This window comes from Krasilnikovia cinnamomea (assembly GCF_004217545.1).
Lineage (GTDB): Bacteria > Actinomycetota > Actinomycetes > Mycobacteriales > Micromonosporaceae > Actinoplanes > Actinoplanes cinnamomeus.
Genome location: NZ_SHKY01000001.1, coordinates 3,984,435 through 4,007,825, shown reverse-complemented (window position 1 = coordinate 4,007,825; position 23,391 = coordinate 3,984,435). Strand labels below are relative to the sequence as shown.

Sequence of the window (23,391 nt, the reverse complement as noted above, 5' to 3'; positions counted from 1 at the left end):
ACCCGTCGATGACTTCTCCCGAACGAAGGTCAGCGCAGGCTGCGGCAGTACAGGGCGTCCGGCGTGCGGGACGAACCGAACCGGCCCGTGTACGCGATGCCCGCCGCGTACTCCTGCCCGCCGCACTGGCCCTTGTACCGGCCGTACGCGAAGTCGCCGCCCGCGCCACCGGCCGGGCGGTTGTCGCCGCGGTCGAACCACACCGTGCGCCCGGCCGTGCCCAGCGCGGCGCCCGACGCCGCGCACAACGCGCTCGACACCGCGGCCCCCCGGACGGCGTAGCCGATGAGGAAGGACCCGGCCGGGCACTGCAGCTTCGTGTAACCCGACGCCCAGTCGTTGCCCGGCTGGACGTACCGTTCGTCGGTCACGACGGTGTACGCCCCCGACGGCGCCCACAGATCGGCGGCCGTCACATCGGTGCACAACCCGCGGTTGCCGGTGTGCGCCAGGCCGATGAGCCGCTGCCCGTCCGGGCAGGCCGCCTTGCGGGCGCCGGAATCCCAGTCGGGGCGCGCGCGCATCCGCAGCGACTGGATGAAGTCACCGTGGTCGGGGCTCAGCATCGACCAGCGCGGCACCGCGTCGACCGGACCGGTCCGGCCCGCGGAGCCGACCAGCCGGGCCCAGGCGTCGGCCCGCCAGTCGCCGCCGCTGAACACGTCCGCCCGGCGACCCGAGGGGTCCCAGAACAACAGCCCCCAGCCGTTGTTGCCCCGGTTCTCCAGCCACCCCACGAGCGGCCAGTACGCGAAGTCCGCGTCCGTACGGATGAGATGGTCGACGAAGTTGGTGAACCAGTCCCGGGTGATCTGCGGCGCCGACGAGTTTCCGTCCGCGCCGAATTCACTGATCCACACCGGCGCGGTGAAGTGCCGGTCGGTCTCCGCCGCCACGTAGGACGCCTGCTGGTACAGCACGTCGTACAGTTGGTCGCGGCTCAGGTCGCGGTAGCGCGGGTCGCTGGTCTCGCCGATGCCGGTCGCCCCGGTGTGGTTCGGCCCGGTGTAGTCGTAGAAGTGGGCCGAGTAGACCAGTTTCCCGGACACCACCAGGGTGTGCGACAGCGAACGCACCGGCGTCAGGGTGGGGCGCCCGTGCGGGAAACCGTCGACGGGGATGCCGGTCCAGTTGATGCCCTCGACGATGATCAGCAGATCGGGATTGGCCTCGCGCAGGATCCGGTCACCCGTTCGCTGCGACGCGGCGAACCAGTCGTGGGCGTCGCCCAGCCCCCAGTTCGGGTCGTCCCACACGGAACGCCGTACCTCGTTGTAGAGGTCGGCACCGACGACTCTCGGGTTGTCGCGGTAGCGGCGGGCCATGAACAGCCAGTCGTCCTCCCACGCCGACGCCGCCTGGCTCGCGTTCCACCGTTCGTTGCCGTCGACGCCGCAACACCAGCGGGTCGTGTTGGTGTGGTTGTTCAGAATCACCGCGATGCCCGCGCCGGTCAGCGCCGCGACCACCGCGTCGTACACCCGCAGTGGCGTCAGGCCGCGCCATTGCGGATTCGCGGCCACCGCCGCGTCGGTCACCGGCTGCTGGTCGTGCACCATCTCGTTGGAGAACGGGAGCCGTACGCTGTTGACGCCGATCTGCTGGAAACCCTCGACGATCCGGGCGATCGGGGCCCGATCCAATCCCAGCGGGATGCGCCCGGAGTTCTCGCCCGCGTGATGGTTGGCGTTGTCGGTCGCGTCGCCCGAGCCGTTCCACGTGCCGCTCGCGCCGTGCCAGTTGCCCGAACGCAGCTTGAAACGCTGCCCGGTGGCGTCCACGATGTACCGGCCCCGGGTGCTCAGCGGCGGCGTCCACGCCTGCGTGACCCCGGCGGCGTGCGGCGCCACCGGTGGCCCCCCGCCCGGACCGGGCACCGCGGCGGGTGTCCAGGGCGCGAGCGCGGCGACAATCGCGGGAATCACCAATGACCGGACAGTCAACTGACCCATGGCCAACATCCTCGCGGACGCAAATCGACGGGGATGCATGTCTATCACGCCGTGCGCGGATAGCGAAGAGATCCGTTCCCGGACAGGTGAGCTAACCTCACCTCTACACAAGCGGGTACATTGGCGACCCTCACCAAACGTCGGTACGGTCGGCGTCATCGCCTCTCGGGGGAAGGCGCTCAGTGCGCGGGCTCAATACCCATTCCCCGAAGGACTGTCATGGACAAGTACACCATCACCATCACGCCCCATCACGACGACGGTGTCACCACGACCCTCGTCGTCGGCGCCGCGGACGGCCACGTGCGCATCACCGATGTGCACCTGCACGCCGCCGAGGGCCTCACCGGCGAACGGCAGATGCCCAACGTCGACGTCGGCCTGCTGCTGCGGGCGATCAGCGCCGTGGCACCGCACCCGGAGCACACCCTCCCCAGCGGCACCGCCGAGCCGGCCGCCTCCGCCATCGGCGCCGCCGCACCGGATGCCGCCGCACCGGATGCCGCCGAGGAGGCCCCACTCGCGGCGGACACCGCGACAGCGGCCGACACGACGGCGCAGGACGCGCCGGCCCCGGCCGACGCCGCGACGCCGGCGGCGGAAGTGGTCACCGCGCCCGTGTCCGCTGAGGAGCCCGTGACGGTCACGGATTCCATGGCACCGGCCGACGAGGTCCCGGCGGCGCCGGGCGATGAGGCCGGCGCGGCGACCAGCAACGGACGCGGCGCCACCCGGACGGCAAGCGGCACGGCGCCGGGTCGCGGCCCGGCGAAGAAGGCGGCCCGCAGGTCGGCCCCGCGCGGTGCGGCCGCGCAGGTGACCGCCAACCCGACGACCGCCAACGGCACACGGCCGGGCGCCGAGGCGACGAAGGCCGCCGCGAAGTCCACGGCCGCGAAGACGGCACGACCGACCGCCAAGGCCACGAAGACCGTACGGCCCAAGACCACAAAGGCCGCCGCGGCGACCGCACCGCCGACCGCCAAGGCCACGAAGAGCGCCGCGAAGGCCGCCCGAACCACCGCCACGGCCACGAAGAACGCCACGGCCACGAAGAGCGCCGCGAAGGCCGCCCGGCCCACCGCCAAGGCCACGAAGTCGGCCGCGAAGGCCACGACGGCCAAGGCCGCATCGCCGACCGCGAAGGCAACGAAGAACGCCGCCAAGACCGCGCGGGCCAAGACCGCGCGGGCCAAGACCACGCCGGCCAAGACCACGCCGGCCAAGACCACGCCGGCCAAGACAACGGCCACCACCCCGGCCGCCACACCCGCGAAGACCACCCCTCGGGGTACGGCGCGCAAGGCGACCGCGAAGGCCGGCGCCGCGCGCAAGACGGCGGCGAAGGCCACCCGGCGCGGCGCGACGACGCAGGCGGCCGGGCGGGCGTACCGGCGGGCGCCGGAGGATCTGGCGGCCGTGCAGAAGCGGCTCGGCAGTACCTCCGCGGTGGCCGCCCACTACGACGTGCCGAGGCACACGGCGGCCGGATGGGTGCGCCGGCTGCGCTCCGCCGCCGGAAGCGGCGGACGGGACTGATCGGACGCGGTCGACGGTGGCCGTCCGCGCGGGCGGTCACCAGTGCGCGTGGATGACCCCACACGGCGCGGCGGCGCAGGCACATCCGGTCGATAGGGTGGCGCGAGTTGCCGCCGACGAGAAATGCGAGCGCCCATGCCTCCGCACCCCCAGGCCCGCGCGGCCACCGCAGTTCAGCCCGGCGCGGCGTTGACCCGCGAGAGCCTTCCAGCGGCGCGGCGGAGCATGGTGGACGCCGCCGCCGTGGAGGTGGGTGACATCGCACCGGCGGCGATTGAGCGTGACGTCGACGCGGACGGCGTACCGTGTCGCCTCTACCATCCCGGCAGCGCGCTGGCGCCGGTGCTCGTGTATCTGCACGGCGGCGGCTGGGTGATGGGTGGTTTCGAGACCCACCACGGAATCTGCCGTCGGCTGGCCACGCTGTCCGGCTGTGCGGTACTGGCGGTCGACTACCGGCTCGCGCCGGAACACCCGCATCCCGCCGCCCTGCAGGACGCCGAGCGGGCCGTCCGCTGGCTGTACGACGGCGGCGCCGAGACGCTGGGTGTGAGCACCGAACGCGTCGGGGTGGCCGGTGACTCGGCCGGCGGGCACCTGGCCACGGTCGTCGCCCGCCGGGCCCGCGACCACGGCCGCCCGTACGCGTGTCAGGTGCTGGTGTATCCGGTCATCGACCCGGACATGAACTACGCGGACGCGGGCGACGACGACCTCGGCGCCGACGAGATGCGCTTCTACTGGGACGCGTACGTGCCGGGCGACCGAAGTGGCCCCGATGTGTCACCGCTGCGGGCGGAGCTGGCCGGGCTGCCGCCCACCCTGATCCTCACGGCCGGCAACGACGTGCTGCGCGACGAGGCGGAACGGTACGCGGACCGTCTCACCGAGGCGGGTGTCCCGACGGTCGCGGTGCGCTATCTCGGCGTGGGGCACGGCTTCTTCCGCAAGATGGCCATGTTCGACGCCGCGGAGCCCGCGCTGCACCAGGTGGCCACCACACTGCGGACGGCCCTGGCGCCGCGGTAGGAACGGCCCGGTGCGCCACCGCGAGGCGGCGCACCGGACACGTCGTCAGTACCGGTAGTGCTCCGGCTTGTACGGGCCCTCGACGTCCACGCCCAGGTACTCCGCCTGCTTCTTGGTCAGCGTGGTCAGCCGGACGCCGAGCGCGTCCAGGTGCAGCCGCGCGACCTTCTCGTCCAGGTGCTTCGGCAGCACGTAGACCTGCTTGTCGTACTCGCCGGGCTTGGTCCACAGCTCGATCTGCGCGATCACCTGGTTGGTGAACGAGTTCGACATCACGAAGCTCGGGTGGCCCGTGGCGTTGCCCAGGTTCATCAGGCGGCCCTCGGAGAGCACGATGACCGCGTGCCCGTCCGGGAAGCGCCACTCGTGGACCTGCGGCTTGACCTCGACCTTCTCGATGCCCGGCACCTTGGCGAGGCCGGCCATGTCGATCTCGTCGTCGAAGTGGCCGACGTTGCCGACGATGGCGTTGTGCTTCATCGCGGCCATGTGCTCGACCGTGATGATCTCGGTGCCGCCGGTGGTGGTGATGAAGATGTCGGCCTCGGAGACCACGTCCTCCAGGCGGGCGACCTGCATGCCGTCCATCGCCGCCTGCAGCGCGCAGATCGGGTCGATCTCGGTGACCACGACGCGGGCACCCTGGCCGCGCAGCGTCTCGGCCGAGCCCTTGCCGACGTCGCCGTAGCCGCACACCACGGCGAGCTTGCCGCCGAGCATGACATCGGTGGCCCGGTTCAGGCCGTCGACGAGCGAGTGGCGGATGCCGTACTTGTTGTCGAACTTGCTCTTGGTGACCGAGTCGTTGACGTTGATCGCCGGGAAGAGCAGCTCCCCGGTCTTGGCGAACTTGTAGAGCCGGGCCACGCCGGTGGTGGTCTCCTCGGTGACGCCCTTGATCTCGCCGGCGATCTTGGTGAACCGCTGCGGGTCGGAGGCCAGGCTGCGGCGCAGCGTGTCGAGGATGATCGTGTACTCGTGGTTGTCCTCGGCCGTGGTGGCGGGGACCGCCCCGGCCGCCTCGAACTCGACGCCCTTGTGTACGAGCAGGGTGGCGTCGCCGCCGTCGTCGAGGATCATGTTCGGGCCGAGGCCGTTACCGAAGTCGAAGAGCTGCTCGGTGCACCACCAGTACTCCTCCAGCGTCTCGCCCTTCCAGGCGAAGACCGGGGTGCCGGAGGGGGCCTCGACCGTGCCCTCGGGGCCGACGACGACGGCCGCGGCTGCCTCGTCCTGGGTCGAGAAGATGTTGCAGGACACCCAGCGCACCTGCGCGCCGAGCGCGACCAGCGTCTCGATCAGCACGGCGGTCTGGATGGTCATGTGCAGCGAGCCGGCGATCCGCGCGCCACGAAGCGGCTGCGCGGCCTTGAACTCCTCGCGGATGGACATGAGGCCGGGCATCTCGTGCTCGGCGAGGCGCATCTGGTGCCGGCCGAAGGCGGCCAGCGACAGGTCGGCCACCGCGAACTGGACCCCGTTGATCTCTTGCAGCTTGGCGCTCATCGCGTCCCTTCCATGTGTGCCTGAGCCGGGTGGACCGGCCAGGGCTTCCACGTACCGGGAGATGCAGAAAGGGCACCTCCGGTAGGAGGCGCCCTTGGTGATTCGTAAGCCATGAGCCGAGCGTGGCGGACCCGGTCCGCATCAGCGGCTCCGGTCCGTCGCAGCGCCTCTCGACACCGGCCTGCGCCCAGCGTGGCGCAGAGTTCTCACTGCGTTGCGAGACTAGACGCGCTTCGGGCCGACTGTCAATCGCGCCGCCCACCGCATGCTCGCTCACCGTAGCGATGTGACCACGGTCTCGTGTGCCTGCTGGGGCCGGTGTGAGCCCGTGTGGGCGGCGGGACAATCACGGCCGGGTGCCGGGCGTACGCAAGATCGCGGTGGGTCCGGAAGTCTCATGTCGCGCGCCCCCACGTCGATGAGCGCCCAGGATCGGGGTGGGGTCCGCCAGAGGGATGGACCCAGGGGGGAGGCAGCGCGATGGACGTGTCGGCGACACACCGGCCACGCACCGCGCCCAGCCCCGACGACAGCGCCGCGCGCATCGCCGCGAACCTGTCCGCGCAGCTCGACGAGCTGGAGAAGCACGGCGGGTATGACGTCGACGACACCCTGCCCAGGGTCGTGGCGCTGGAGGAGGCGGCCACGGCGGCCGGGGCCGAGCGGGTGCGGTGGCAGGCCCGGCTGCTGCGCGCCGACCTGCTCGACCGCCGCAGTGACCTGGCCGACGCGGTGAAGCTGATGTGGCAGGCCCAGGCGTGGGCCGCCGACAACGACTGCCGGCCGCTGCTGGCGCGGGCGCACATGCTGCTGGCCCGCACCCATCTGACGATGGGTGACCTGAGCGCCAACCTCGATCACATGCTGCAGGCCGTGGACGCCCTCGACGAGGGGACCGGGCCGGCGCAGCACATCTCGTACCTGGTCAAGCTGGCCGACGCGTTCGCGGACACCGGCTCGATGTCCGAGGCCCGGAAACGGTACGAGCAGGCCGAGCGGGCGGCGATCGGCGTGGACGACATCAGCTGCCGCACCATGGCGTTGAACAACTACGCGTACAAGGAATGCACGCTCGGCGATGCCCGGCGCGCCCAGGCGGTGCTGGAACGGCTGCGCGAGGTGAGCGTGGCGTCCGGGTGGGAACTGGACTCCTCGGAGCTCGACACGTTCGCGCACGTGCGGCTGCGCCTCGGCGACTACGACGCGGCCGAGCAGATGGCCCGGCAGGCCCTCGCCCGGTACGCGACGGAGAAGGCGGAGTCCGACGCCGAGGCGGAGCTCCTGCAGACCCTCGCCACGGCCCAGCGGTGCCGTGGCGACCTGGCCGCCGCGCAGGCCACCCTCGACGAGAGCCGGCGGCTGTGCGAGACGCACGGGCTCCGCCTGCTGGCGGTGCGCGCACTGCAGGAACAGAGCGAGCTGTACGCCGCGGCCCGCGACTTCGAGCGCGCCTACGCGACGCTGCACGAGTACCACCTCGCGGAGAAGGACCTGCGCTGCGAGCAGCGGGAGGCGCAGGCGCGCAACCGGCAGGCCGTCCTCGAGGTGCAGGAGGCCCGGCGGCAGGCCGAGACGTTCCGGCAGCAGGCCCGCCACGACCCGTTGACCGGGTTGAAGAACCGGCGTTCGGTCGATGAGCGGTTGCCCGCGCTGCTGGCGCAGGCCCAGACCGACGGCACGGACGTGGCGGTGGCCCTGCTGGACCTCGACCACTTCAAGCGGGTCAACGATCTGCGCTCGCACGGCACCGGCGACCGGGTACTGGTCACGGTCGCCGAGCTGCTGGAGAACATCCCCACCGGGCCGTCGGGGTTCGTCGCCCGGCTCGGCGGCGAGGAGTTCCTGGTCGCCATCACCGGTACCGACCTGGCGGGCGCCGCGTTCCGGCTGGAGGATCTGCGCCGGGCGGTCGCCGACCACCCGTGGGCGCAGATCACCGGCGGGCTGCCGGTGACGGTGAGCGTCGGCGTCACGGCCGCCACCGCGGCGTGTACGCCGGCGACGGTGCTGGCGCGCGCGGACGAGGCGCTCTACACGGCCAAGGGCGAGGGCCGCAACCGGGTCTGCGTCGGCCCGAGCGGACCGACCTTGAGCCAGCTTTGATCATCGCTTGAGTCTGCGCTGAGCACCGCGGCCGACAGGTACGGCGATCCCGGCCAACGTGCACACCGCACGGACGGCGCCCGCGAGAAACGTCGCGGACCGCCGGGCCGGCGATCCCGGATCACGGAAGGGCGCAGACTATGCACACGAGTTGGACTCAGCGGCTGGCGCTGCTGACCGGTGGGGCCGCGATGGTCGTCGCGTCCGGTGCGGCGTCCGTCGTCCCTGCCGCCTCGGCCCTGGCGGCCTCCCCCGCCGTCCAGGCGTGTGCCGAGGAGGCGCCCACCGAGGCCCGCCTGGCCCGTGGCAGCAGCGCCAAGGACCCCGAGCTGTATGGCAGCACCGACGCCAAGATGTACGAGGGCATGAAGAACTCCAAGCGCCTGCCGAACGGCAGCGTCACCGTCCCCACGGTCTTCCACATGCTCTCCGACCACGCGTTCAGCGCGGCGGAGAAGGCGCGGTGGCAGAAGATGATCGCGGCGCAGATGGTGGTGCTGAACGACTCGTACTCGGGTAAGACCGCCAAGGACGCGTCGGACACGCCGTTCCGGTTCAAGCTCACCGGTACGACGTGGACGGTCAACAGCGCCTGGTACAACATCGAGCCGGGCAAGCCGGAGAAGGCGATGAAGAAGGCGCTGAAGGTAGGCGACGCCCGCACCCTGAACGTGTACGCGGCCAACATCGCCGACGGCGTACTCGGCTGGTCGTACTTCCCCAAGAAGGTCACCACGAACGGCCGCGACTTCATGGACGGCGTGGTGATGATCGGCGAGACGATGCCGGGCGGCAACCTCGGTGACTACTCCGAGGGTGACACCCTGACCCACGAGACCGGGCACTGGCTGGCGCTGGAGCACACCTTCGAGAACGGCTGCAAGAAGAAGGGCGACCACGTCGACGACACGCCCGCCGAGGCGGTCGCGCAGTACAACTGCCCCGACGGTGCCGACACCTGCTCCGCGCCCGGGCTGGACCCGATCCACAACTTCATGGACTACACGCAGGACTCCTGCATGAACATGTTCACCCCCGGTCAGGCCAAGCGGATGAGCGACGCCTGGGTCGCGTTCCGCGCCAACGGCTGACCGGGCCGGCCGCACACCGGCGCCGCAACTCCGGTGTACCGGCCTGACGAAACATCCGCTCCGCAGACGCGGGGCGGATGTTTCGCGTGTCAGCCGTGGTCCGGGGCGCTGACCGAGGCGTCGGTGCCGCGGTGCCGGGCGATCTGCTCCCGTGCCTTCTGCGCCACCGCCTCGGGGGTGAAGCCGAACCGGGTCAGCAGAGCCTTCAGCGGCGCGGATTCGCCGAACGTGGACATGGCCACGATGGCGCCCTCGGTGCCGACGTACCGTTCCCAGCCGAACGCGGACGCCTGCTCGATCGCCACCCGCGCGGTCACGGCGGGCGGCAGCACCTGCTCCTGGTACTCCTTCGGCTGGCGGGCGAACAGCTCCCACGACGGCAGGCTCACCACCCGGCAGCGGACCCCCTCGCCGGTCAGTTCCTCGAACGCGGCGACCGCGAGCGACACCTCGCTGCCGGTGGCGACGAGGATGACCTCGGGGTCGCCGCCGGGCGGGTCGGCCAGCACGTACGCGCCGCGGGCCAGGCCGGACGCGGGCGCGTACTTCGACCGGTCGAGGGTGGGCAGCGCCTGACGGGACAGCACCAGCGCCACCGGTTCGTGCCGCAGCGGCATGAGGAACCGCCACGCCTCGGCGACCTCGTTGGCGTCCGCCGGGCGCAGGTCGATCATGCCCGGCATGGCCCGCAGCGAGGCGAGGTGCTCGACCGGCTGGTGGGTGGGCCCGTCCTCGCCGACCCCGATCGAGTCGTGGGTGTAGACGTGGATCACCGGCAGTTCCATCAGCGCGGAGAGCCGGACCGCGCCGCGCTGGAAGTCGTGGAAGATCAGGAACCCGGCCTGGTACGCGCGCAGCTTCGACAGCGCCAGCCCGTTGGCGACCGCGGCCGCGGCGTGTTCGCGGACCCCGAAGTGCAGGTTGCGCCCGTCGTAGGCGCCGGGCTCGAAGGACCCTTGGCCTTTCATCAGCGTCTTGGTGGACGGGGCCAGGTCGGCTGAGCCGCCGACCAGCCATGGGACCCGGCCCGCGACCGCGTTGAGCACCCGCCCGTTGGACTCGCGGGTGGCCAGGCCCTTCGGGTCCGCCTCGAAGGTCGGGATGTCGGCGTCCCAGCCGGCGGGCAGGGTGCGCTTCTGCATGCGGTTGAGCTCGTCGGCCAGGTCGGGGAACTGCTGGGCGTACGCGGCGAACTCGGCCTCCCACTTGTGCCGCAGTTCGCCGGCGCGCGCACCGGAGCCGTTCGCGAAGTGGGTGTAGACCTCCGCGGGCACGTGGAACGTCGGCTCGGTGGGCCAGCCGAAGAACTCCTTGGCCGCCCGTACCTCGTCGACGCCGAGCGGTTCGCCGTGCGCCGCCGCGGTGCCCTGCTTGGTGGGGGCGCCGTACCCGATGTGGCTGTCGACGATGATCAGGGTGGGCCGGTCGTTCTCCCGCCGGAACACCGTGAACGCCCGGTCCAGCATCGCCAGGTCGTTGGCGTCGCCGACGCGGGTGACGTTCCACCCGTACCCGATGAAGCGGGTCGCCACGTCGTCGCTGAACGCCAGGCCGGTATCGCCCTCGATGGTGATCCGGTTGTTGTCGTAGATCCAGCAGAGGTTGGCCAGCCGCAGGTGACCGGCGAGGCTGGCCGCCTCCTGGCCGATGCCCTCCATCATGTCGCCGTCGCCGCACAGGGCGTACACGTCATAGTCGAACAGGCCGAAGCCGGGCCGGTTGTACCGGGCGGCCAGCCAGCGCTCGGCCATCGCCATGCCGACGCTGGTGGCGATGCCGGTGCCCAGCGGGCCGGTGGTGGTCTCGACCCCGGAGGTCCACCGGTACTCGGGGTGACCCGGGCATTTCGACTCGAGCTGCCGGAAGTTGCGCAGGTCGTCGAGGGAGACGGCGGGTTCCCCGATGGTCTCGTAGTCGGCGTTGACCGCCTTGACGCCGGACAGGTGCAGCAGCGAGTACAGCAGCGTGGAGGCGTGTCCGGCGGAGAGCACGAACCGGTCCCGGTTGGCCCAGATCGGCAGCTCCGGGTCGTAGCGCAGGAACCGCTGCCACAACGTGTACGCCACCGGCGCCAGCGCCATCGGAGTGCCGGGGTGCCCGGAGTTCGCGGCCTGCACCGCGTCCATCGCGAGCGCACGGATCGCGTTGATCGACAGTTGGTCGAGGTCCGTCGAGGTCGCCGTCATGACCGTAGTCTCCATCCGGTCCCAGGGTCGTGCATCCGTTTCGGCCAGTTCGTCCGCTATCAGCTTTAGTTAGGTGCGCCTAACTTGATCATGCGGAAACAGCCCGCCGATGAGCTTCTACAGAGGATCGGGGGGCGCCCCTCCCTTGTGGATGCTTACCCCTGCGACGCAGCGCGAACCGCCGTTGTCGGCCCGGGGCGCGGGCAGCACGGGAGGTCCTTGGAGGACGATCCACGCGGAGGTGTCGGATCAAGGACCTCGGGCTGATTTTTGTGGCATTGCACCTTTTGTACCGCCACTCTGAATACCCAGCGTCCGGCAGGGGGGCCGCGGCGCGGGAGTTGAGGGAGACCGTAATGTCCAGGCTTGCCAAGATTCTCACCGCAGTGGCCGCATCCGCGGCCGTCGTACTCACCGGCACGGTCGCGCATGCCGTGATCACCGGACGCACCGGCACGTTTACCGACCAGCAGCGCTACGTCCACCAGAGCGATGCCTGGTCGACCAGCTCCGCCGCGTTCGTCGGCGTGCCCGGCGCCATCACCAGCATCGTCGTGCCGAGCGGCACCCGCAAGATGATCGACGCCCGATTCAGCGCCGAGTCGTTCTGCGCAGGCGGCGGCTGGTGCTCCGTGCGCATCGTCGTGATCCGGCCCAACGGCACGTTCTTCGAGATGAGCCCGCAGGTCGGGACCGACTTCGCGTTCGACTCCGGCAGCGGCACCACCGACAACTGGGAGAGCCACGCGATCGAGCGCACCTCGCCGTTCCTGTCCGCGGGCACCTACCGGGTGCAGGTCCAGGCGGGCGTGGTGGCCGGGGCGACGTCCCTGCGCCTCGACGACTGGACCCTCGCGGTCGAGCGGGTCCGGCCGTAACACCGGAATCCGGGTGCCCGGCACGCGTCGTCGCGCGTGCCGGGCACCGTGCCGGATGTTTCACAGAGTGTTCACCGATCGGTAGCCGGGTAGGGGGAGGCCCGGCCGCACCGGATCGTTTGGGTACGGGACACCGTCCACCCGTACCCATGGAGGAAACATGTCCAGCGCGTTCCCCCGGCGCAGCGTGCTGCGCGCCGGTATGGCCGGTGGCCTCGGCATCGCGATCGGTGGCAGCCTCGAGGCGATCGCCGGTCCCGTCGAGGCCCAGGCCGCCTGCCGCCCCGCGGTCGGTTACGGCCCGCTCGTCCCCGACCCCAAGGGACTGCTCGCGCTCCCCCGGGGCTTCCGCTACCAGGTCGTCGCGCACGCCGGTGAGACGCTGCTCGAGACCGGGCAGCCCACCCCCAGCGACGCCGACGGCACGGCCTGCTTCCGCTCCCGCACCGGCTGGGTACTCGTCAACAACCACGAGATCAACGGCACCGAGCCGTACCGGGTGCCCGCCCTGCCGGGCCTCACCTACGACCCCGGCGCCGGGGGCGGCACCACCAACATCGAGGTGGACCGGCACGGCGCCCGGCTGCGCGAGTACGTGAGCCTGGCCGGCACGCACAACAACTGCGCGGGCGGCATCACCCCGTGGAACACGTGGCTGACCTGCGAGGAGACCGAGCAGCGCGCGGGCGGGGTGTTCCAGAAGGACCACGGGTACGTGTTCGAGGTCGACCCGGTCGACAAGGAGGCGAACCGGGACCCGGTGCCGCTGGCCTTCCTCGGCCGGTACGCCCACGAGGCCGTCGCCGTGGACCCGCGTACCCGCCAGATCTACCTGACCGAGGACGCCAACGCGCCGCTCGGCCTGTACTTCCGGTGGACCCCGCCGCGCCGCTTCCGGGGCGGCAAGGGCGCGCTGCGGGAGCTGGCGCTCAGCCCCGGCGGCGACACCGCGGGCACCCTGGAGGCGATGCGCTGCACCCGGGACGGCGGGCACGTCGCCGACCTGTCCGAGGCCACCGAGCCCGGCACCCGCTTCGACGTCACCTGGGTCGACGTGCCGGACCGCCTCGCGAAGACGGTGTCGGTGCGCAAGCAGTTCACCGACGACCAGGTCACCCGCAGCCGCAAGCTGGAAGGCCAGTGGCAGGGCGACGGCGGCATCTACTTCGTCGCCTCGTACGCCCGCAAGGACGACGGCAGCCGCAACGAGCACGACGGCCAGGTGTGGTTCTACGACCCGAGGCGCGCCACGATCACCCTCAAGACCATCTTCGGGGTCAACCGGGACCCGGCGCAGGAGGGCAACTTCGACGGCCCGGACAACATCACGGTCTCGCCGCTGGGCGGGCTGATGATGGCCGAGGACGGCGAGGGCCTGAGCCACCTCGTCGGCCTCACCGAGCGCGGCGAGGCGTACGCGATGGCCCGCAACGAGCTGAACGACAGCGAGTTCGCCGGGCCGACGTTCAGTCAGAACGCGGACATCCTGTTCGCCAACATCCAGGCGCCCGGACTGGTCTTCGCGATCACCGGGCCGTGGGGCCGCGGCCACTGAGCCGCCGTAGGGGTGCCCCGGCCCACCAGCCGGGGCACCCCTACCCCGATGGACTGGCCGCCCGCCGCGGTGTAGACATGTCCGCAGGTAGCGGCTGTCGGAGGCATATGGGCGTCAGTTACACCTCGGGGCGGGCACGGTTCACCGTCCCCGAGGCATCCACGGTGACGTCGCTGCGGCAGCGCAACCGCTCGCTGGTGCTGCGGCACATCATCCTGTCCCGGGAGACCACCCGGGCCAAGCTCGGCCAGGTCTGCGACCTCTCCCCGGCCTCGGTCACCAAGCTCGTCGCCGAGCTGATCGGCGAGGGCCTCGTGCAGGAGAACGGCTCGGTCTCGTCCCGGGGCGGGCGGCCGATCGCGCTGATCGGCCCGCGCCCGGAGGCCGCGTACTCGGTCGGCGCGGACGTCGGCGAGAACGGCGTGACGGTCGAACTGTTCGACCTGACGATGAACCGGGTGGACCGCGAGTTCCGGGGCGGCCGCCACGAGGAGTCCGCCGAGACCATCGCCCAGGACCTCGCGGACGCGCTCGCCGCGCTGCGCGAACGCAATCCGTACGCCTGGCCGCGCCTGCTCGGCATCGGCCTGGGCCTGCCCGGCCTGGTGGAACTTGACGCCGACGACCGGCAGATCCTCTACGCGCCCACCCTGCCGTGGCCGCCCGTCCCGGTCGAGCGTCTGCTGGCCGCGGACGTCCCGGTCTTCGCGGAGAACGGCGCCAAGACCCAGGCCAAGGCGGAGCTGTGGTTCGGCGCCGCCCGCGACGTGGAGCACTGCCTGGTCGCGCTGCTGGGCCGCGGCGTCGGTCTCGGCATCGTCAACGAGGGCCGCCTGACCCACGGGTACGCGTCCAGCGCGGCCGAGTGGGGACACACGAAGGTGCAGCGCGGCGGCCTGCCGTGCCGCTGCGGCGGCCACGGCTGCCTGGAGGCGTACGTCGGTTCCGACGCCATCCTGGACGCGTGGCGGCGCGCCGGCGGGGTCTTCGACGGTGCGGGCTGGCAGGCGATCGGCGCGTTCCTCGACGCGGCCGAGTCCGACGCTGCTGCGGCGGCGCTGCGCGACGAGGTGGTCGACACGGTCGGCCTGGGCCTGGCGAACATGGTGAATCTGGCCAATCCGCAGCGCATCATCGTGGGCGGCTGGGTGGGGCTGCGGTTGATGGAGCGCCTCGCCGAGCCGCTGGAGCGGGCCATCCGGGCGCACAGTCTCGCCCGGCCGGGTGCGCAGTTCGACCTGCATCCGTCCACGTTCGGCGCCGACGCGGTGGCCCTGGGCTCCGCGATCATGCCGGTGGAGGCGATGATCGCCGCCGATACGACCACCGCCGCGTAGCGGCGCGTGGATGGTTGAAGAGTTCGGGTTCGGAGCTGACCCGAACCTTTCAAGATCGGGCGAGCTTCAGGCGGTGCGGATTCAACCTCGACTACTTCCGGCTGAGCTGACGGGGGTCAGCGGGTGGGCTCCGGGTCGAGACGAAGCCGCTTGGCGCGGTACATCTCCGTGTCCGCGACCCGGAGCAGCCGGGAGAAGCCGTCCGCCACCGTGCCGATCGCGCAGCCCACGCTGGCGGTGACCCGGTGCGTCCCGGTACGCCCCACGACCGGCTGGGCGACCACGGCGCGGAACCGGGCGGCCATCTCGTGCACCGCCCGGGTCACGTCGTCGCCGGCCAGCACGGCCACGAACTCGTCGCCGCCCATCCGGGCCAGCAGGTCCCCCTCGCGCAGGTGCCGCTGCATCCGCCGGGCCACCACCATGAGCACCTCGTCGCCGGCCTCGTGACCGGCGGCGTCGTTGACCCGCTTGAAGCCGTCCAGGTCCACCACCATGACCCCGACCTCGCGGGCGGGCTGGCGTAGCAGCGCGTCCACCCGGGACCGCAACCAGGCGCGGTTGGGCAGGCCGGTCAGCGGGTCGTGGGTCGCGGCGTACTGCAGACGGGCCTTGCTGCGCTCCAGCGACGAGTGCATGCGGGCGTGCAGGATGGCGATCGCCGCGTGCTCCGCGAACAGCGAGAGCACCTCGAGCTGCTCCGGGCCGGGTCGCCGGCCACCGACCGGCAGGTCGACGCTGAGCACCCCGACCCACTCGCCGGACGGCGCCATCAGCGGGGCGAACAGGCAGTCGTGCGGGTGCCAGCCGTCCGGGTCCTCCGGCTCGGGGATGTCCGGGATCCAGGTGCACAGATCCTCCGGGATCCCCTTGCGGTGGTCGACGAAGTACAGCGCGCCCCAGCGTTCGGCGCGGCGGAACAGCTCGTGCCAGTGTTCCGCGCTGCCCCGGGTGCCCACCATCGAGCGGCGCAGCTCGTCGCTGCCGGCGGCGGAGACGACCGTGAAGTCGCCGTTGGGCTCGGCCAGGTTCACCGCCGCGAGGCCGAAGCCGGCCGCCTCCACCACCCCCTCGGCCACGGCGTCCAGGGTCTCGGTGAGATCCAGGCTGCTGTGTACGCGCTTACTGACCGCGTTGAGCGCCCGCAACGCCTGCAGATGTGCATCGGTGCCGCCCCGTACGCTCACACCGTCCAGCATGGAACAAACTGTAGTGGCAGAAATCCATAGCAGACGATGAATTGCCAGATGCCGGACTTGGTAGGGCTCCCACGGGGGCTCAGTTCACCAGTTCGGTCCGCAGTTCGTGCGCCCCGTCCGCGCGGGTGGCCTCGTAGTAGAGCCGGTGCCGCCCGTCGGGCAGCGCCACGATGCTGAGGTACCGCAGCCCGTGCGGCGGGTACGGGGACCCCAGCGGCGGCTCGGGCTCGGCCGTGAGCGGCCCGAACGTCCCGTCGCCCACCCGGCGCCCCCGCGCCGTCCCCGTCCGCTCCTCCCAGTTCTCCTCGGCGCTGGCCCGCCCGTCGTACGCGGCCAGCAGCTCACCCCCGACCGGCAGCACCGTGGACACCCGGACCCCCCGGGCGTCCCACTGGCCGGGACGCCCGCGCAGCGCGGTGCCCCGCCACGTCCAGTGCACGCCGTCCGGGCTGGTGGCGTACTCGGTGGTCATGCGGTCGGCGTGGTTCCAGGACTCCAGCGGGTGGCAGGACGCCCACAGGTGCCAGCCGCCGTCGGCGGCCAGCAGCACGGGGTCCTTGACCCCGACGTGCTGGTCGCCGGGCAGCACGGTGCGCGGGGTTGCCCCGTCGAGGTCGGCCGGGGTGTCGGCCTCCAGCAGGTCCACCCGCCAGTGCTTGGTGCCCGGGGTGGCCGCGCTGACGTACAGGCGCCAGCGGCCGTCCGCCGTCCGGGTCAGCGCGGGCCGCTCCAGCGACTCGGCGCCGAACTTCTCCTTCGTCACGGTGGCGATGGTGCGGAACGTCACGCCGTCGGCCGCGTGGGCGACCACGTTGGCGTATCCCCGGCCCTGGTCGACCGGCAGCCGCAGCCGGTACGCGAGGTAGATCCCGTCGTCGGCCAGCAGCGCACTCGGCGCACCGGACCAGGCACCGGCCTCGGTGCTGGGCGGCTCGATCACCACGGCGGCGTCGGTCCAGCGGGGAAGGGGCAGGGCGGGGCTGATGATCGTCACGTGGGCTCCGTTCAGGGTCGGGAAGTTCCGGCCTGGGATTGGGCGGGGTCGAGCGAGAGCCAGTCGGCGTACGACCGGCCGGTGACGTCCTGCAGCAGCGCCAGGTCGTCGGCGAAGTAGGGCAGCAGCGCGGCCCGCTCCTGGCGGGTGGGCCGGGGCCGGCGACCCTTGCGGCGGTGCAGCACCGTGAGCAGGGGGCCGCGGAAGGACTTGCGGACCGGCAACGGGAAGACGTGCCCGACGTTCCCGCCGAAGCGCAACAGGCCGCGCAGGGCGGCGTTGAACCTGGTGTCCTCGACCACGTGCCGATTCACGTTCTCCCGTGGCACCTCCGTGAGCAGGCCGGTCCTTACCCCAAGGAACGCGCATACCTGGTCGAGGGTGGCGGCGGGCTGCTCGCGCAGGTCCCGGTAGCGCAGCAGGAGCACCTGCTCCCGGTCGAAGACCTCGAACAGGTGGCGCACCTGCTCGCCGTACCTGCCGAGGCCGATGTAGTGCCAGAAGTCGGCCCAGCCGGCGGCGCGGCGCTGCTCCTCCAGGCGGCAGGCGGTGACGAAGTCCGCTTCCGGCTCCAGGCCCGCGATCCACAGGTGGGTCCAGTTGGAGTGCGCCCGGTCCACGGGATCACGCAGCATGAGGATGATCCGTACGTCCGGGACCAGTGCGTGGATCCGCAGGTGGGTGGCCGGGTCGTACAGATAGAACGGGGTGGCCTCGCCGCGCAGGGTGCCGCGCGGCGCGGGCACGAACAACCGCTCGTAGTCCTCCTGTCGCCAGATGTGTTCCTGGTACGTCTGCTTGTCGCCCGGGCCCCCGATGCGCGGCGGCGGTCCGTCGGTGAGGAAGAACTTCGGCTCCTTCGGGCGCGACAGGTAGAGCTGCGGGTGCCGCTCCAGCGCGGCGTGCAGTGCCGTGGTGCCCGCCTTCGGCACTCCGGCGATGAGGAAGTCGGGTAGTGGCATCGTGCCTCCTCCACGGGGGAATCTCTACTGAACACGTAGGATTGGTGGAATGCAACCCGATCGGGTGAAGATCCCCGCTTGACAGCCATACCCTGCATCATCGAGTATTCCCACCAACCAGATCGAGATTCCGAAGATAAGATCCACACCGTCGGGGAGAGGACGTCACCACCGTGTACGTCTCAGCGCGCACCGACTACGCCGTCCGGGCAATGCTCGCCATCACCGCCGCTCACCCGCGGCTCGTGAAGGCGGCGGAACTCGCGGCGACCCAGGACATCCCGCTCAGCTTCCTGCACGGCATCCTGCTCGACCTGCGTCGCGCCGGGCTGCTGCACAGCCACCGCGGGATGGACGGGGGGTACGCCCTGACCCGCCCCCCGACGGAGATCGCGATCGGGGACGTGGTTCGGGCGACTGGCGGTGCACTGAGTTCCGTGCGCGGACAACCCACGGAGGTCGCCCGTTACCACGGGGCGGCCGCCGGTCTGCGCGACGTGTGGCTCGCCGTCCGGGACGCCATCGAGGGCGTTCTGGACACCACCACTCTGGCCGACCTCTCGGCCACCAGCACAGTACAAACCACCTAGGAGTGCACATGAGCTCCCGCATAACCCGCGCCTTCGCCATTGCGGCGGCCGCCCTGGCCGCCGCAACCGCGTTGAGCGCCTGCGGTGACGACGACAAATCCACCGCGGACGCCAGCGGCGAGGCGACGGCGCTGCGCCTCGGCTACTTCCCGAACATCACCCACGCCCCCGCCCTGGTCGGCGTGAAGAACGGTCTGTTCACCCAGGCGCTGGGCAGCACCAAGCTGGAGGCGAAGACCTTCAGCGCCGGCCCGGCCGCGATCGAAGCGCTGTTCTCGGGCGCCATCGACGCCACCTACATCGGCCCGAACCCCGCGATCAACGGCTGGGCCAAGTCCAAGGGCACCGCGCTGAAGATCATCGCGGGCAGCACCTCGGGCGGCGCCGCGCTGGTCGTAAAGCAGGGCATCAACTCCGCGGCCGACCTCAAGGGCAAGAAGATCGCCACGCCGCAGCTCGGCAACACGCAGGACGTGGCGCTGCGCCACTGGCTCAAGGGCCAGGGCCTCAACGCCGACCAGCAGGGCGGCGGCGACGTCTCCATCCTGCCGCAGGACAACGCGACCGCGGTGCAGGCTTTCGCCCAGGGCTCCATCGACGGCGCCTGGGTGCCGGAGCCGAACGTCGCCAAGATGGTGACCGAATCCAAGGGCAAGGTGCTGGTCGACGAGAAGACCCTCTGGCCCGGCGGCCAGTTCGTCACCACGCACCTCATCGTGTCGCAGAAGTTCCTCGAGCAGCACCCGGCGACCGTCAAGAAGCTGCTGCAGGGCCACATCGCGGCGGTGAACTACCTGAACACCGACAAGGCCGCCGCCGAGAAGGCGACCAACGACCAGCTCGCCGCGCTCACCGGCAAGCCCCTCAAGGACCCCGTCCTGAAGTCGGCGTTCGCCAACCTCACCTTCACGGTCGACCCGATCGCGCCCTCGTTGTACGGCAGCGCCAAGCACGCCGAGGAGGTCGGATTGCTGGAGCCCGTGGACCTCAAGGGCATCTACAACCTCAGCCCGCTCAACGAGCTGCTGACCGCCTCGGGCAAGCCCGCGGTCAACGACAGCGCGGCCTAAGCAGGAAAGGCAGAAGTCCATGAGCCTCACCGCTCAGGACACCTGGCAGGCGGGCGGCCAGCGCACCAGCGCGGTCGTCCGCCTGGACGGCGTGTCGAAACAGTACGGTCGCGGCGACGGCGCGCTGCTCGCCCTCGACCGCGTCTCCCTCGACGTGTACCCGGGCGAGTTCGTCTGCCTGCTCGGCGCCTCCGGCTGCGGCAAGAGCACCCTGCTGTCGCTGGTCGCCGGGCTCGACCAGATCAGCGGCGGCGTCCTGGACACCGGTGGCCGCCGGGTCGCCCTGATGTTCCAGGAGGCCGCGCTGTTCCCGTGGCTGTCGGTCGCGGGCAACGTGGAGATCGCCCTGCGCCTGCGGGGTTTCGGCCGCGCGGAACGCCGCGAACGGGCCGCCCAACTGCTGGAGACCGTACGTCTCAAGGGTTTCGGCGACAAGCGGCCGCACGAGCTGTCCGGCGGCATGCGGCAGCGGGTCGCGCTGGCCCGCGCGCTGGCGCAGGAGGCCGACGTGCTGCTCATGGACGAGCCGTTCGGCGCCCTGGACGCGATGACCCGTGACATCCTGCACGACGAGATGGAACGGATCTGGCGCGAACAGGAGCTGACGGTCCTGTTCGTCACGCACAACGTGCGCGAGGCGGTCCGGCTCGGCGACCGGGTGGTGCTGCTGAGCAGCCGTCCCGGCCGGGTCATCGAGGACTTCCCGGTGCCCCACGCACGCCCCCGGCGCATCGACTCGCCCGAGGTCTCGGCGCTGGCCGCGACCATCACCGACCGACTGCGCGCGGAGGTCTCCCGCCATGCCCACTGACGCACCCACCCAGGGGACGGACCGCGACACGTCGGGCGCCGACCAGGTCACCGGGCTCGACGCGCTCGAACTGGGCGGCCGCGTGGTCGAGGAGCGGACGCTGGGCCGCGTCGGCGCCGCCGTCTGGCGTTCCGCCTGGCCGAAACTGCTGGCGGTCGGGATCGTCGTCGCGTTGTGGCAGGCCGTCTACTGGGCCGAGCTGAGGCCGCCGTACGCGCTGCCCTCGCCCGGTGAGGTCTTCAGCGAGCTGGGTTCCCTGATCAGCACGGGCGAGTTCTGGGAGTCGATCCAGCTCACCATGACCCGGGCGATCACCGGATTCGCGCTGGCCGTGCTCCTCGGCACGGTGATCGGCGCCGCGGTGGCCCGATTCAGCCCGCTGCGCGCGGCCATCGGCTCGCTGATCACGGGGCTGCAGACCATGCCGTCGATCATGTGGTTCCCGCTGGCCATCCTGCTGTTCCAGATCAGCGAGAGCGCCATCATGTTCGTCGTCGTGATCGGTGCCACGCCGTCGGTGGCGAACGGGCTGATCAGCGGCATCGACTACGTGCCACGGACCTGGCTGCGGGTCGGGCAGGTGCTCGGCATGCGCGGCTTCGCCAAGTACCGGCACCTGATCCTGCCCGCCTCGCTGCCCTCGTTCATCTCCGGGCTCAAGCAGGGCTGGGCGTTCTCCTGGCGCAGCCTCATGGCCGGCGAGCTGCTGGTCATCGTGCCGGGCGCGCTGTCCATCGGCGCCCGGATGCAGGGCGCCCGCGACCTCGTGAACGCCCCGCTGGTGGTCGCCTACATCATCGTCGTGCTGATTCTGGGCATCTTCATCGACATCCTCTTCAACGCCGCCGACAACGCGCTACGCCGCCGCTGGGGCCTGACCGGCTCCTGACCCGTCCTGCCGCCCACCGCCCGCGCCGACGTCGCCGGGGGTGGTGGGCAGGTCGGCGGCCCGCCACGCGGCGAAGCCACCCGCCAGGTCCGTGGCCCGCCGCAGGCCGATGGTCTGCAGCGCATCCGCGGCCAGTGACGACGTGTAGCCCTCCTGGCAGACCACGATGACCTGCAGGTCGAAGCGGTCGGCGATGGGCAGCCGGGCATCGCTGCGCGGGTCGAACCGCCACTCCAGGACGTTGCGCTCGACCACCAGCGCACCCGGGATCTCGCCGTGCTCGGCCCGCTGCGCCGCCGGGCGGATGTCCACCAGTACGGCGCCGTCCCGCTGCGCCGCGTACGCCGCCTGCGGGGACAGCCGGTCGAGCCGGGCGCGGGCCTGGGCCAGCAGTTCGTCGATCCCGTACGAGCCGGGCGGGGCGGCGCTCACCACTGGACCCCGGCGCGCTCGACCTCGGCGACCTCCAGGCCGACGGCGCTCAGGCGGTACCGGGTCATGCTGGTCAGCGCGGGACCGTACACGTGCACGCTGACGGCCGGGCGGCGGGAGCGGTTGACGATCCGGTGCACGTACCGGGGGCCGAAGGCGTGTCCGATACCCGCGTCGAGGTGCCGTACGTTCATCCGGAATCCTCCGTCCGCGACCGGCGCGACCACGTCCTCGACGAGCGAGCCGCTGACCACGTGCAGGGCGCCGGCCGAGCCACCGTGGTCGTGCAGATCCGTCCCCTGGCCGGGTAGCCAGGTGAGCAGCCACACCTCGTATTCGCGATGCTCCGCGATCCTCGCATACCACCGGCCGGTCGCGCTGAATCGTGGTGCGACCGGCCAGGCGACCGGGTCGTCCGCGTAGCGGCGGGCGACGGCCAGGTGATCGATGACTGTTCCTACGTGCGCCATGACGGCCTCCAATACTCCTAATGCCTATGTGTTTAGTAGGTTTAACGCACCAGCGCACGGCGGCACGCGGTACGGATCGAACGGGAGAACTGCCGGGGGCGGCGCCCTCGGGGTGCCAGCGGGCGTCCGGGCCGGCTTCCGAGTCATCGCCGAGCGAGACGACGGCCGCGCCGTTCGGCGCCGAGGCCATCGTCCGGGCGCTCAACAGGCGCTGCTGGCCACCAGGCGGAAGTCGACGACCCGGCGCCGGGTCAGGTGAACTTGCCGCTCCATGCGCTGCACCCTACCCGGCGACACCACCCCGTAGCCTCATATCCCATAGGTTAAGAGGGATATATCTCCTCCGGTTCGTGCTCCCAGGTTCGTGCCAAGGCGATCACCGGACGGCATACGCACCCCCGGCGGTGGGCACAGTGTGCGCAACCGCGCCACCGGGCGCTGGCATCCCATGGAGAGGCGGGACCGTCATGCCGTTCGACTGCACCCTGCAACTGGCCGACGACACGGTGATCGTCTCCCCGGAGGGAGACATCGACATCCACACCGCCGCAGCCGTACGAGGCGTGCTGCGCGAGGTGGTGACCTCCCGGGTCGGCGGCCGGATCGTGGTCGACCTCAGCGATGTGACGTTCCTGGACTCCGCCGGCATCGGCGTGTTCGTCGCCGCGAAGCGGGCCGCGGACGCCCAAGGAATTCCGTTGCGCCTGCGCAATCCCGGCCCGGTGGTCCGCATGGTCCTGGAGGTCACGAAGCTCCTCGGCGAACTCGTCGAGGAGCCAGTGCCGGTACCGCACTGAA

At 71.3% G+C, this 23,391-nt stretch carries 20 protein-coding genes; 12 read left to right on the top strand and 8 right to left on the bottom strand.

The genetic code is table 11. The features are described from left to right. Positions 1-29 precede the first annotated feature (29 nt). A complete protein-coding gene (locus tag EV385_RS18105; RefSeq protein ID WP_130510533.1) occupies positions 30-1,952 on the bottom strand; it encodes a glycoside hydrolase family 5 protein in 1,923 nt (640 codons plus the stop codon). Between the two features lie 219 nt (positions 1,953-2,171). Between EV385_RS18105 and EV385_RS18100 the strand changes: the two genes are divergently transcribed. Beyond that, positions 2,172-3,491 (top strand): hypothetical protein, encoded by a 1,320-nt coding sequence (locus EV385_RS18100; protein WP_130510532.1) that lies wholly within the window; start codon positions 2,172-2,174, stop codon positions 3,489-3,491. A gap of 135 nt (positions 3,492-3,626) precedes the next feature. Further along, entirely contained in the window at positions 3,627-4,520 is an 894-nt protein-coding gene (locus tag EV385_RS18095; protein ID WP_130510531.1) for an alpha/beta hydrolase, read from the top strand. 45 nt (positions 4,521-4,565) lie between these two features. On the opposite strand, the gene ahcY is transcribed toward EV385_RS18095, so the two are convergent. Next, positions 4,566-6,026: an adenosylhomocysteinase gene (gene ahcY / locus EV385_RS18090; RefSeq protein ID WP_130510530.1), complete on the bottom strand. Its 1,461-nt coding sequence runs from the start codon at positions 6,024-6,026 to the stop codon at positions 4,566-4,568. Positions 6,027-6,506: 480 nt separating this feature from the next. Here ahcY and EV385_RS18085 point away from each other — a divergent pair, with 480 nt between their 5' ends. Next, on the top strand, positions 6,507-8,129 hold the full coding sequence (locus EV385_RS18085) for a tetratricopeptide repeat-containing diguanylate cyclase (protein WP_130510529.1): 1,623 nt from the start codon (positions 6,507-6,509) through the stop codon (positions 8,127-8,129). Between the two features lie 140 nt (positions 8,130-8,269). Beyond that, positions 8,270-9,220, top strand: a complete 951-nt coding sequence (locus EV385_RS18080; RefSeq protein ID WP_130510528.1) for a zinc metalloprotease — start codon at positions 8,270-8,272, stop codon at positions 9,218-9,220. An 89-nt stretch (positions 9,221-9,309) separates the two neighbouring features. On the opposite strand, the gene tkt is transcribed toward EV385_RS18080, so the two are convergent. After that, a complete protein-coding gene (gene tkt / locus EV385_RS18075) occupies positions 9,310-11,406 on the bottom strand; it encodes a transketolase (protein WP_130510527.1) in 2,097 nt (698 codons plus the stop codon). 356 nt (positions 11,407-11,762) lie between these two features. Between tkt and EV385_RS18070 the strand changes: the two genes are divergently transcribed. From EV385_RS18070 to EV385_RS18060, 3 genes are all read left to right on the top strand, one after another. Then, a complete protein-coding gene (locus tag EV385_RS18070; RefSeq protein WP_130510526.1) occupies positions 11,763-12,284 on the top strand; it encodes a hypothetical protein in 522 nt (173 codons plus the stop codon). Between the two features lie 160 nt (positions 12,285-12,444). Beyond that, positions 12,445-13,839, top strand: a complete 1,395-nt coding sequence (locus EV385_RS18065; RefSeq protein ID WP_130510525.1) for an alkaline phosphatase PhoX — start codon at positions 12,445-12,447, stop codon at positions 13,837-13,839. Between the two features lie 107 nt (positions 13,840-13,946). Continuing rightward, positions 13,947-15,176, top strand: coding sequence for an ROK family transcriptional regulator (locus EV385_RS18060; protein WP_130510524.1), 1,230 nt, complete (start codon positions 13,947-13,949; stop codon positions 15,174-15,176). Between the two features lie 116 nt (positions 15,177-15,292). Here the strand turns inward: EV385_RS18060 and EV385_RS18055 are convergent, their stop codons facing one another. The 3 genes from EV385_RS18055 to EV385_RS18045 all read right to left on the bottom strand — a co-directional run bounded on the left by EV385_RS18055 (position 15,293) and on the right by EV385_RS18045 (position 18,331). Then, entirely contained in the window at positions 15,293-16,375 is a 1,083-nt protein-coding gene (locus EV385_RS18055) for a sensor domain-containing diguanylate cyclase (RefSeq protein ID WP_130510523.1), read from the bottom strand. A 79-nt stretch (positions 16,376-16,454) separates the two neighbouring features. Continuing rightward, complete coding sequence (locus EV385_RS18050; protein ID WP_130510522.1) at positions 16,455-17,369, bottom strand: glycoside hydrolase family protein; 915 nt, start codon at positions 17,367-17,369, stop codon at positions 16,455-16,457. A gap of 11 nt (positions 17,370-17,380) precedes the next feature. Beyond that, on the bottom strand, positions 17,381-18,331 hold the full coding sequence (locus EV385_RS18045; RefSeq protein WP_130510521.1) for a sulfotransferase domain-containing protein: 951 nt from the start codon (positions 18,329-18,331) through the stop codon (positions 17,381-17,383). 173 nt (positions 18,332-18,504) lie between these two features. Here EV385_RS18045 and EV385_RS18040 point away from each other — a divergent pair, with 173 nt between their 5' ends. The 4 genes from EV385_RS18040 to EV385_RS18025 are packed head-to-tail and all read left to right on the top strand — an operon-like array spanning position 18,505 to position 21,691. Continuing rightward, positions 18,505-18,921 (top strand): RrF2 family transcriptional regulator, encoded by a 417-nt coding sequence (locus tag EV385_RS18040; protein ID WP_130510520.1) that lies wholly within the window; start codon positions 18,505-18,507, stop codon positions 18,919-18,921. Between the two features lie 8 nt (positions 18,922-18,929). Then, positions 18,930-19,991, top strand: coding sequence for an ABC transporter substrate-binding protein (locus EV385_RS18035; RefSeq protein ID WP_130510519.1), 1,062 nt, complete (start codon positions 18,930-18,932; stop codon positions 19,989-19,991). 19 nt (positions 19,992-20,010) lie between these two features. Continuing rightward, positions 20,011-20,802, top strand: a complete 792-nt coding sequence (locus tag EV385_RS18030) for an ABC transporter ATP-binding protein (protein WP_130510518.1) — start codon at positions 20,011-20,013, stop codon at positions 20,800-20,802. Beyond that, a complete protein-coding gene (locus tag EV385_RS18025; protein WP_130510517.1) occupies positions 20,792-21,691 on the top strand; it encodes an ABC transporter permease in 900 nt (299 codons plus the stop codon). Before EV385_RS18030 ends, EV385_RS18025 begins: the two co-directional genes overlap by 11 nt. Here EV385_RS18025 and EV385_RS18020 read toward each other — a convergent pair. Together EV385_RS18020 and EV385_RS18015 are read right to left on the bottom strand one after the other, a co-directional pair. Continuing rightward, positions 21,659-22,123 (bottom strand): rhodanese-like domain-containing protein, encoded by a 465-nt coding sequence (locus EV385_RS18020; protein ID WP_130510516.1) that lies wholly within the window; start codon positions 22,121-22,123, stop codon positions 21,659-21,661. The two genes, EV385_RS18025 and EV385_RS18020, sit on opposite strands and share 33 nt — an antisense overlap. Then, the gene (locus EV385_RS18015) at positions 22,120-22,593 is read right to left on the bottom strand and encodes a cysteine dioxygenase (RefSeq protein WP_130510515.1); all 474 of its coding nucleotides are present in this window, start codon (positions 22,591-22,593) and stop codon (positions 22,120-22,122) included. The genes EV385_RS18020 and EV385_RS18015 overlap by 4 nt, the downstream gene beginning before the upstream one ends. A 467-nt stretch (positions 22,594-23,060) precedes the next feature. On the opposite strand from EV385_RS18015, the gene EV385_RS18010 reads away from it, so the two are divergent. Continuing rightward, positions 23,061-23,390 (top strand): STAS domain-containing protein, encoded by a 330-nt coding sequence (locus EV385_RS18010; protein ID WP_130510514.1) that lies wholly within the window; start codon positions 23,061-23,063, stop codon positions 23,388-23,390. Position 23,391 lies beyond the last annotated feature (1 nt).

Coding starts and splice junctions, on each gene's coding strand:
- EV385_RS18105 (WP_130510533.1), bottom strand. CDS start 1,952: ATGGGTCAGTTGACTGTCCGGTCATTGGTGATTCCCGCGATTGTCGCC.
- EV385_RS18100 (WP_130510532.1), top strand. CDS start 2,172: ATGGACAAGTACACCATCACCATCACGCCCCATCACGACGACGGTGTC.
- EV385_RS18095 (WP_130510531.1), top strand. CDS start 3,627: ATGCCTCCGCACCCCCAGGCCCGCGCGGCCACCGCAGTTCAGCCCGGC.
- ahcY (WP_130510530.1), bottom strand. CDS start 6,026: ATGAGCGCCAAGCTGCAAGAGATCAACGGGGTCCAGTTCGCGGTGGCC.
- EV385_RS18085 (WP_130510529.1), top strand. CDS start 6,507: ATGGACGTGTCGGCGACACACCGGCCACGCACCGCGCCCAGCCCCGAC.
- EV385_RS18080 (WP_130510528.1), top strand. CDS start 8,270: ATGCACACGAGTTGGACTCAGCGGCTGGCGCTGCTGACCGGTGGGGCC.
- tkt (WP_130510527.1), bottom strand. CDS start 11,406: ATGACGGCGACCTCGACGGACCTCGACCAACTGTCGATCAACGCGATC.
- EV385_RS18070 (WP_130510526.1), top strand. CDS start 11,763: ATGTCCAGGCTTGCCAAGATTCTCACCGCAGTGGCCGCATCCGCGGCC.
- EV385_RS18065 (WP_130510525.1), top strand. CDS start 12,445: ATGTCCAGCGCGTTCCCCCGGCGCAGCGTGCTGCGCGCCGGTATGGCC.
- EV385_RS18060 (WP_130510524.1), top strand. CDS start 13,947: ATGGGCGTCAGTTACACCTCGGGGCGGGCACGGTTCACCGTCCCCGAG.
- EV385_RS18055 (WP_130510523.1), bottom strand. CDS start 16,375: ATGCTGGACGGTGTGAGCGTACGGGGCGGCACCGATGCACATCTGCAG.
- EV385_RS18045 (WP_130510521.1), bottom strand. CDS start 18,331: ATGCCACTACCCGACTTCCTCATCGCCGGAGTGCCGAAGGCGGGCACC.
- EV385_RS18035 (WP_130510519.1), top strand. CDS start 18,930: ATGAGCTCCCGCATAACCCGCGCCTTCGCCATTGCGGCGGCCGCCCTG.
- EV385_RS18030 (WP_130510518.1), top strand. CDS start 20,011: ATGAGCCTCACCGCTCAGGACACCTGGCAGGCGGGCGGCCAGCGCACC.
- EV385_RS18025 (WP_130510517.1), top strand. CDS start 20,792: ATGCCCACTGACGCACCCACCCAGGGGACGGACCGCGACACGTCGGGC.
- EV385_RS18015 (WP_130510515.1), bottom strand. CDS start 22,593: ATGGCGCACGTAGGAACAGTCATCGATCACCTGGCCGTCGCCCGCCGC.
- EV385_RS18010 (WP_130510514.1), top strand. CDS start 23,061: ATGCCGTTCGACTGCACCCTGCAACTGGCCGACGACACGGTGATCGTC.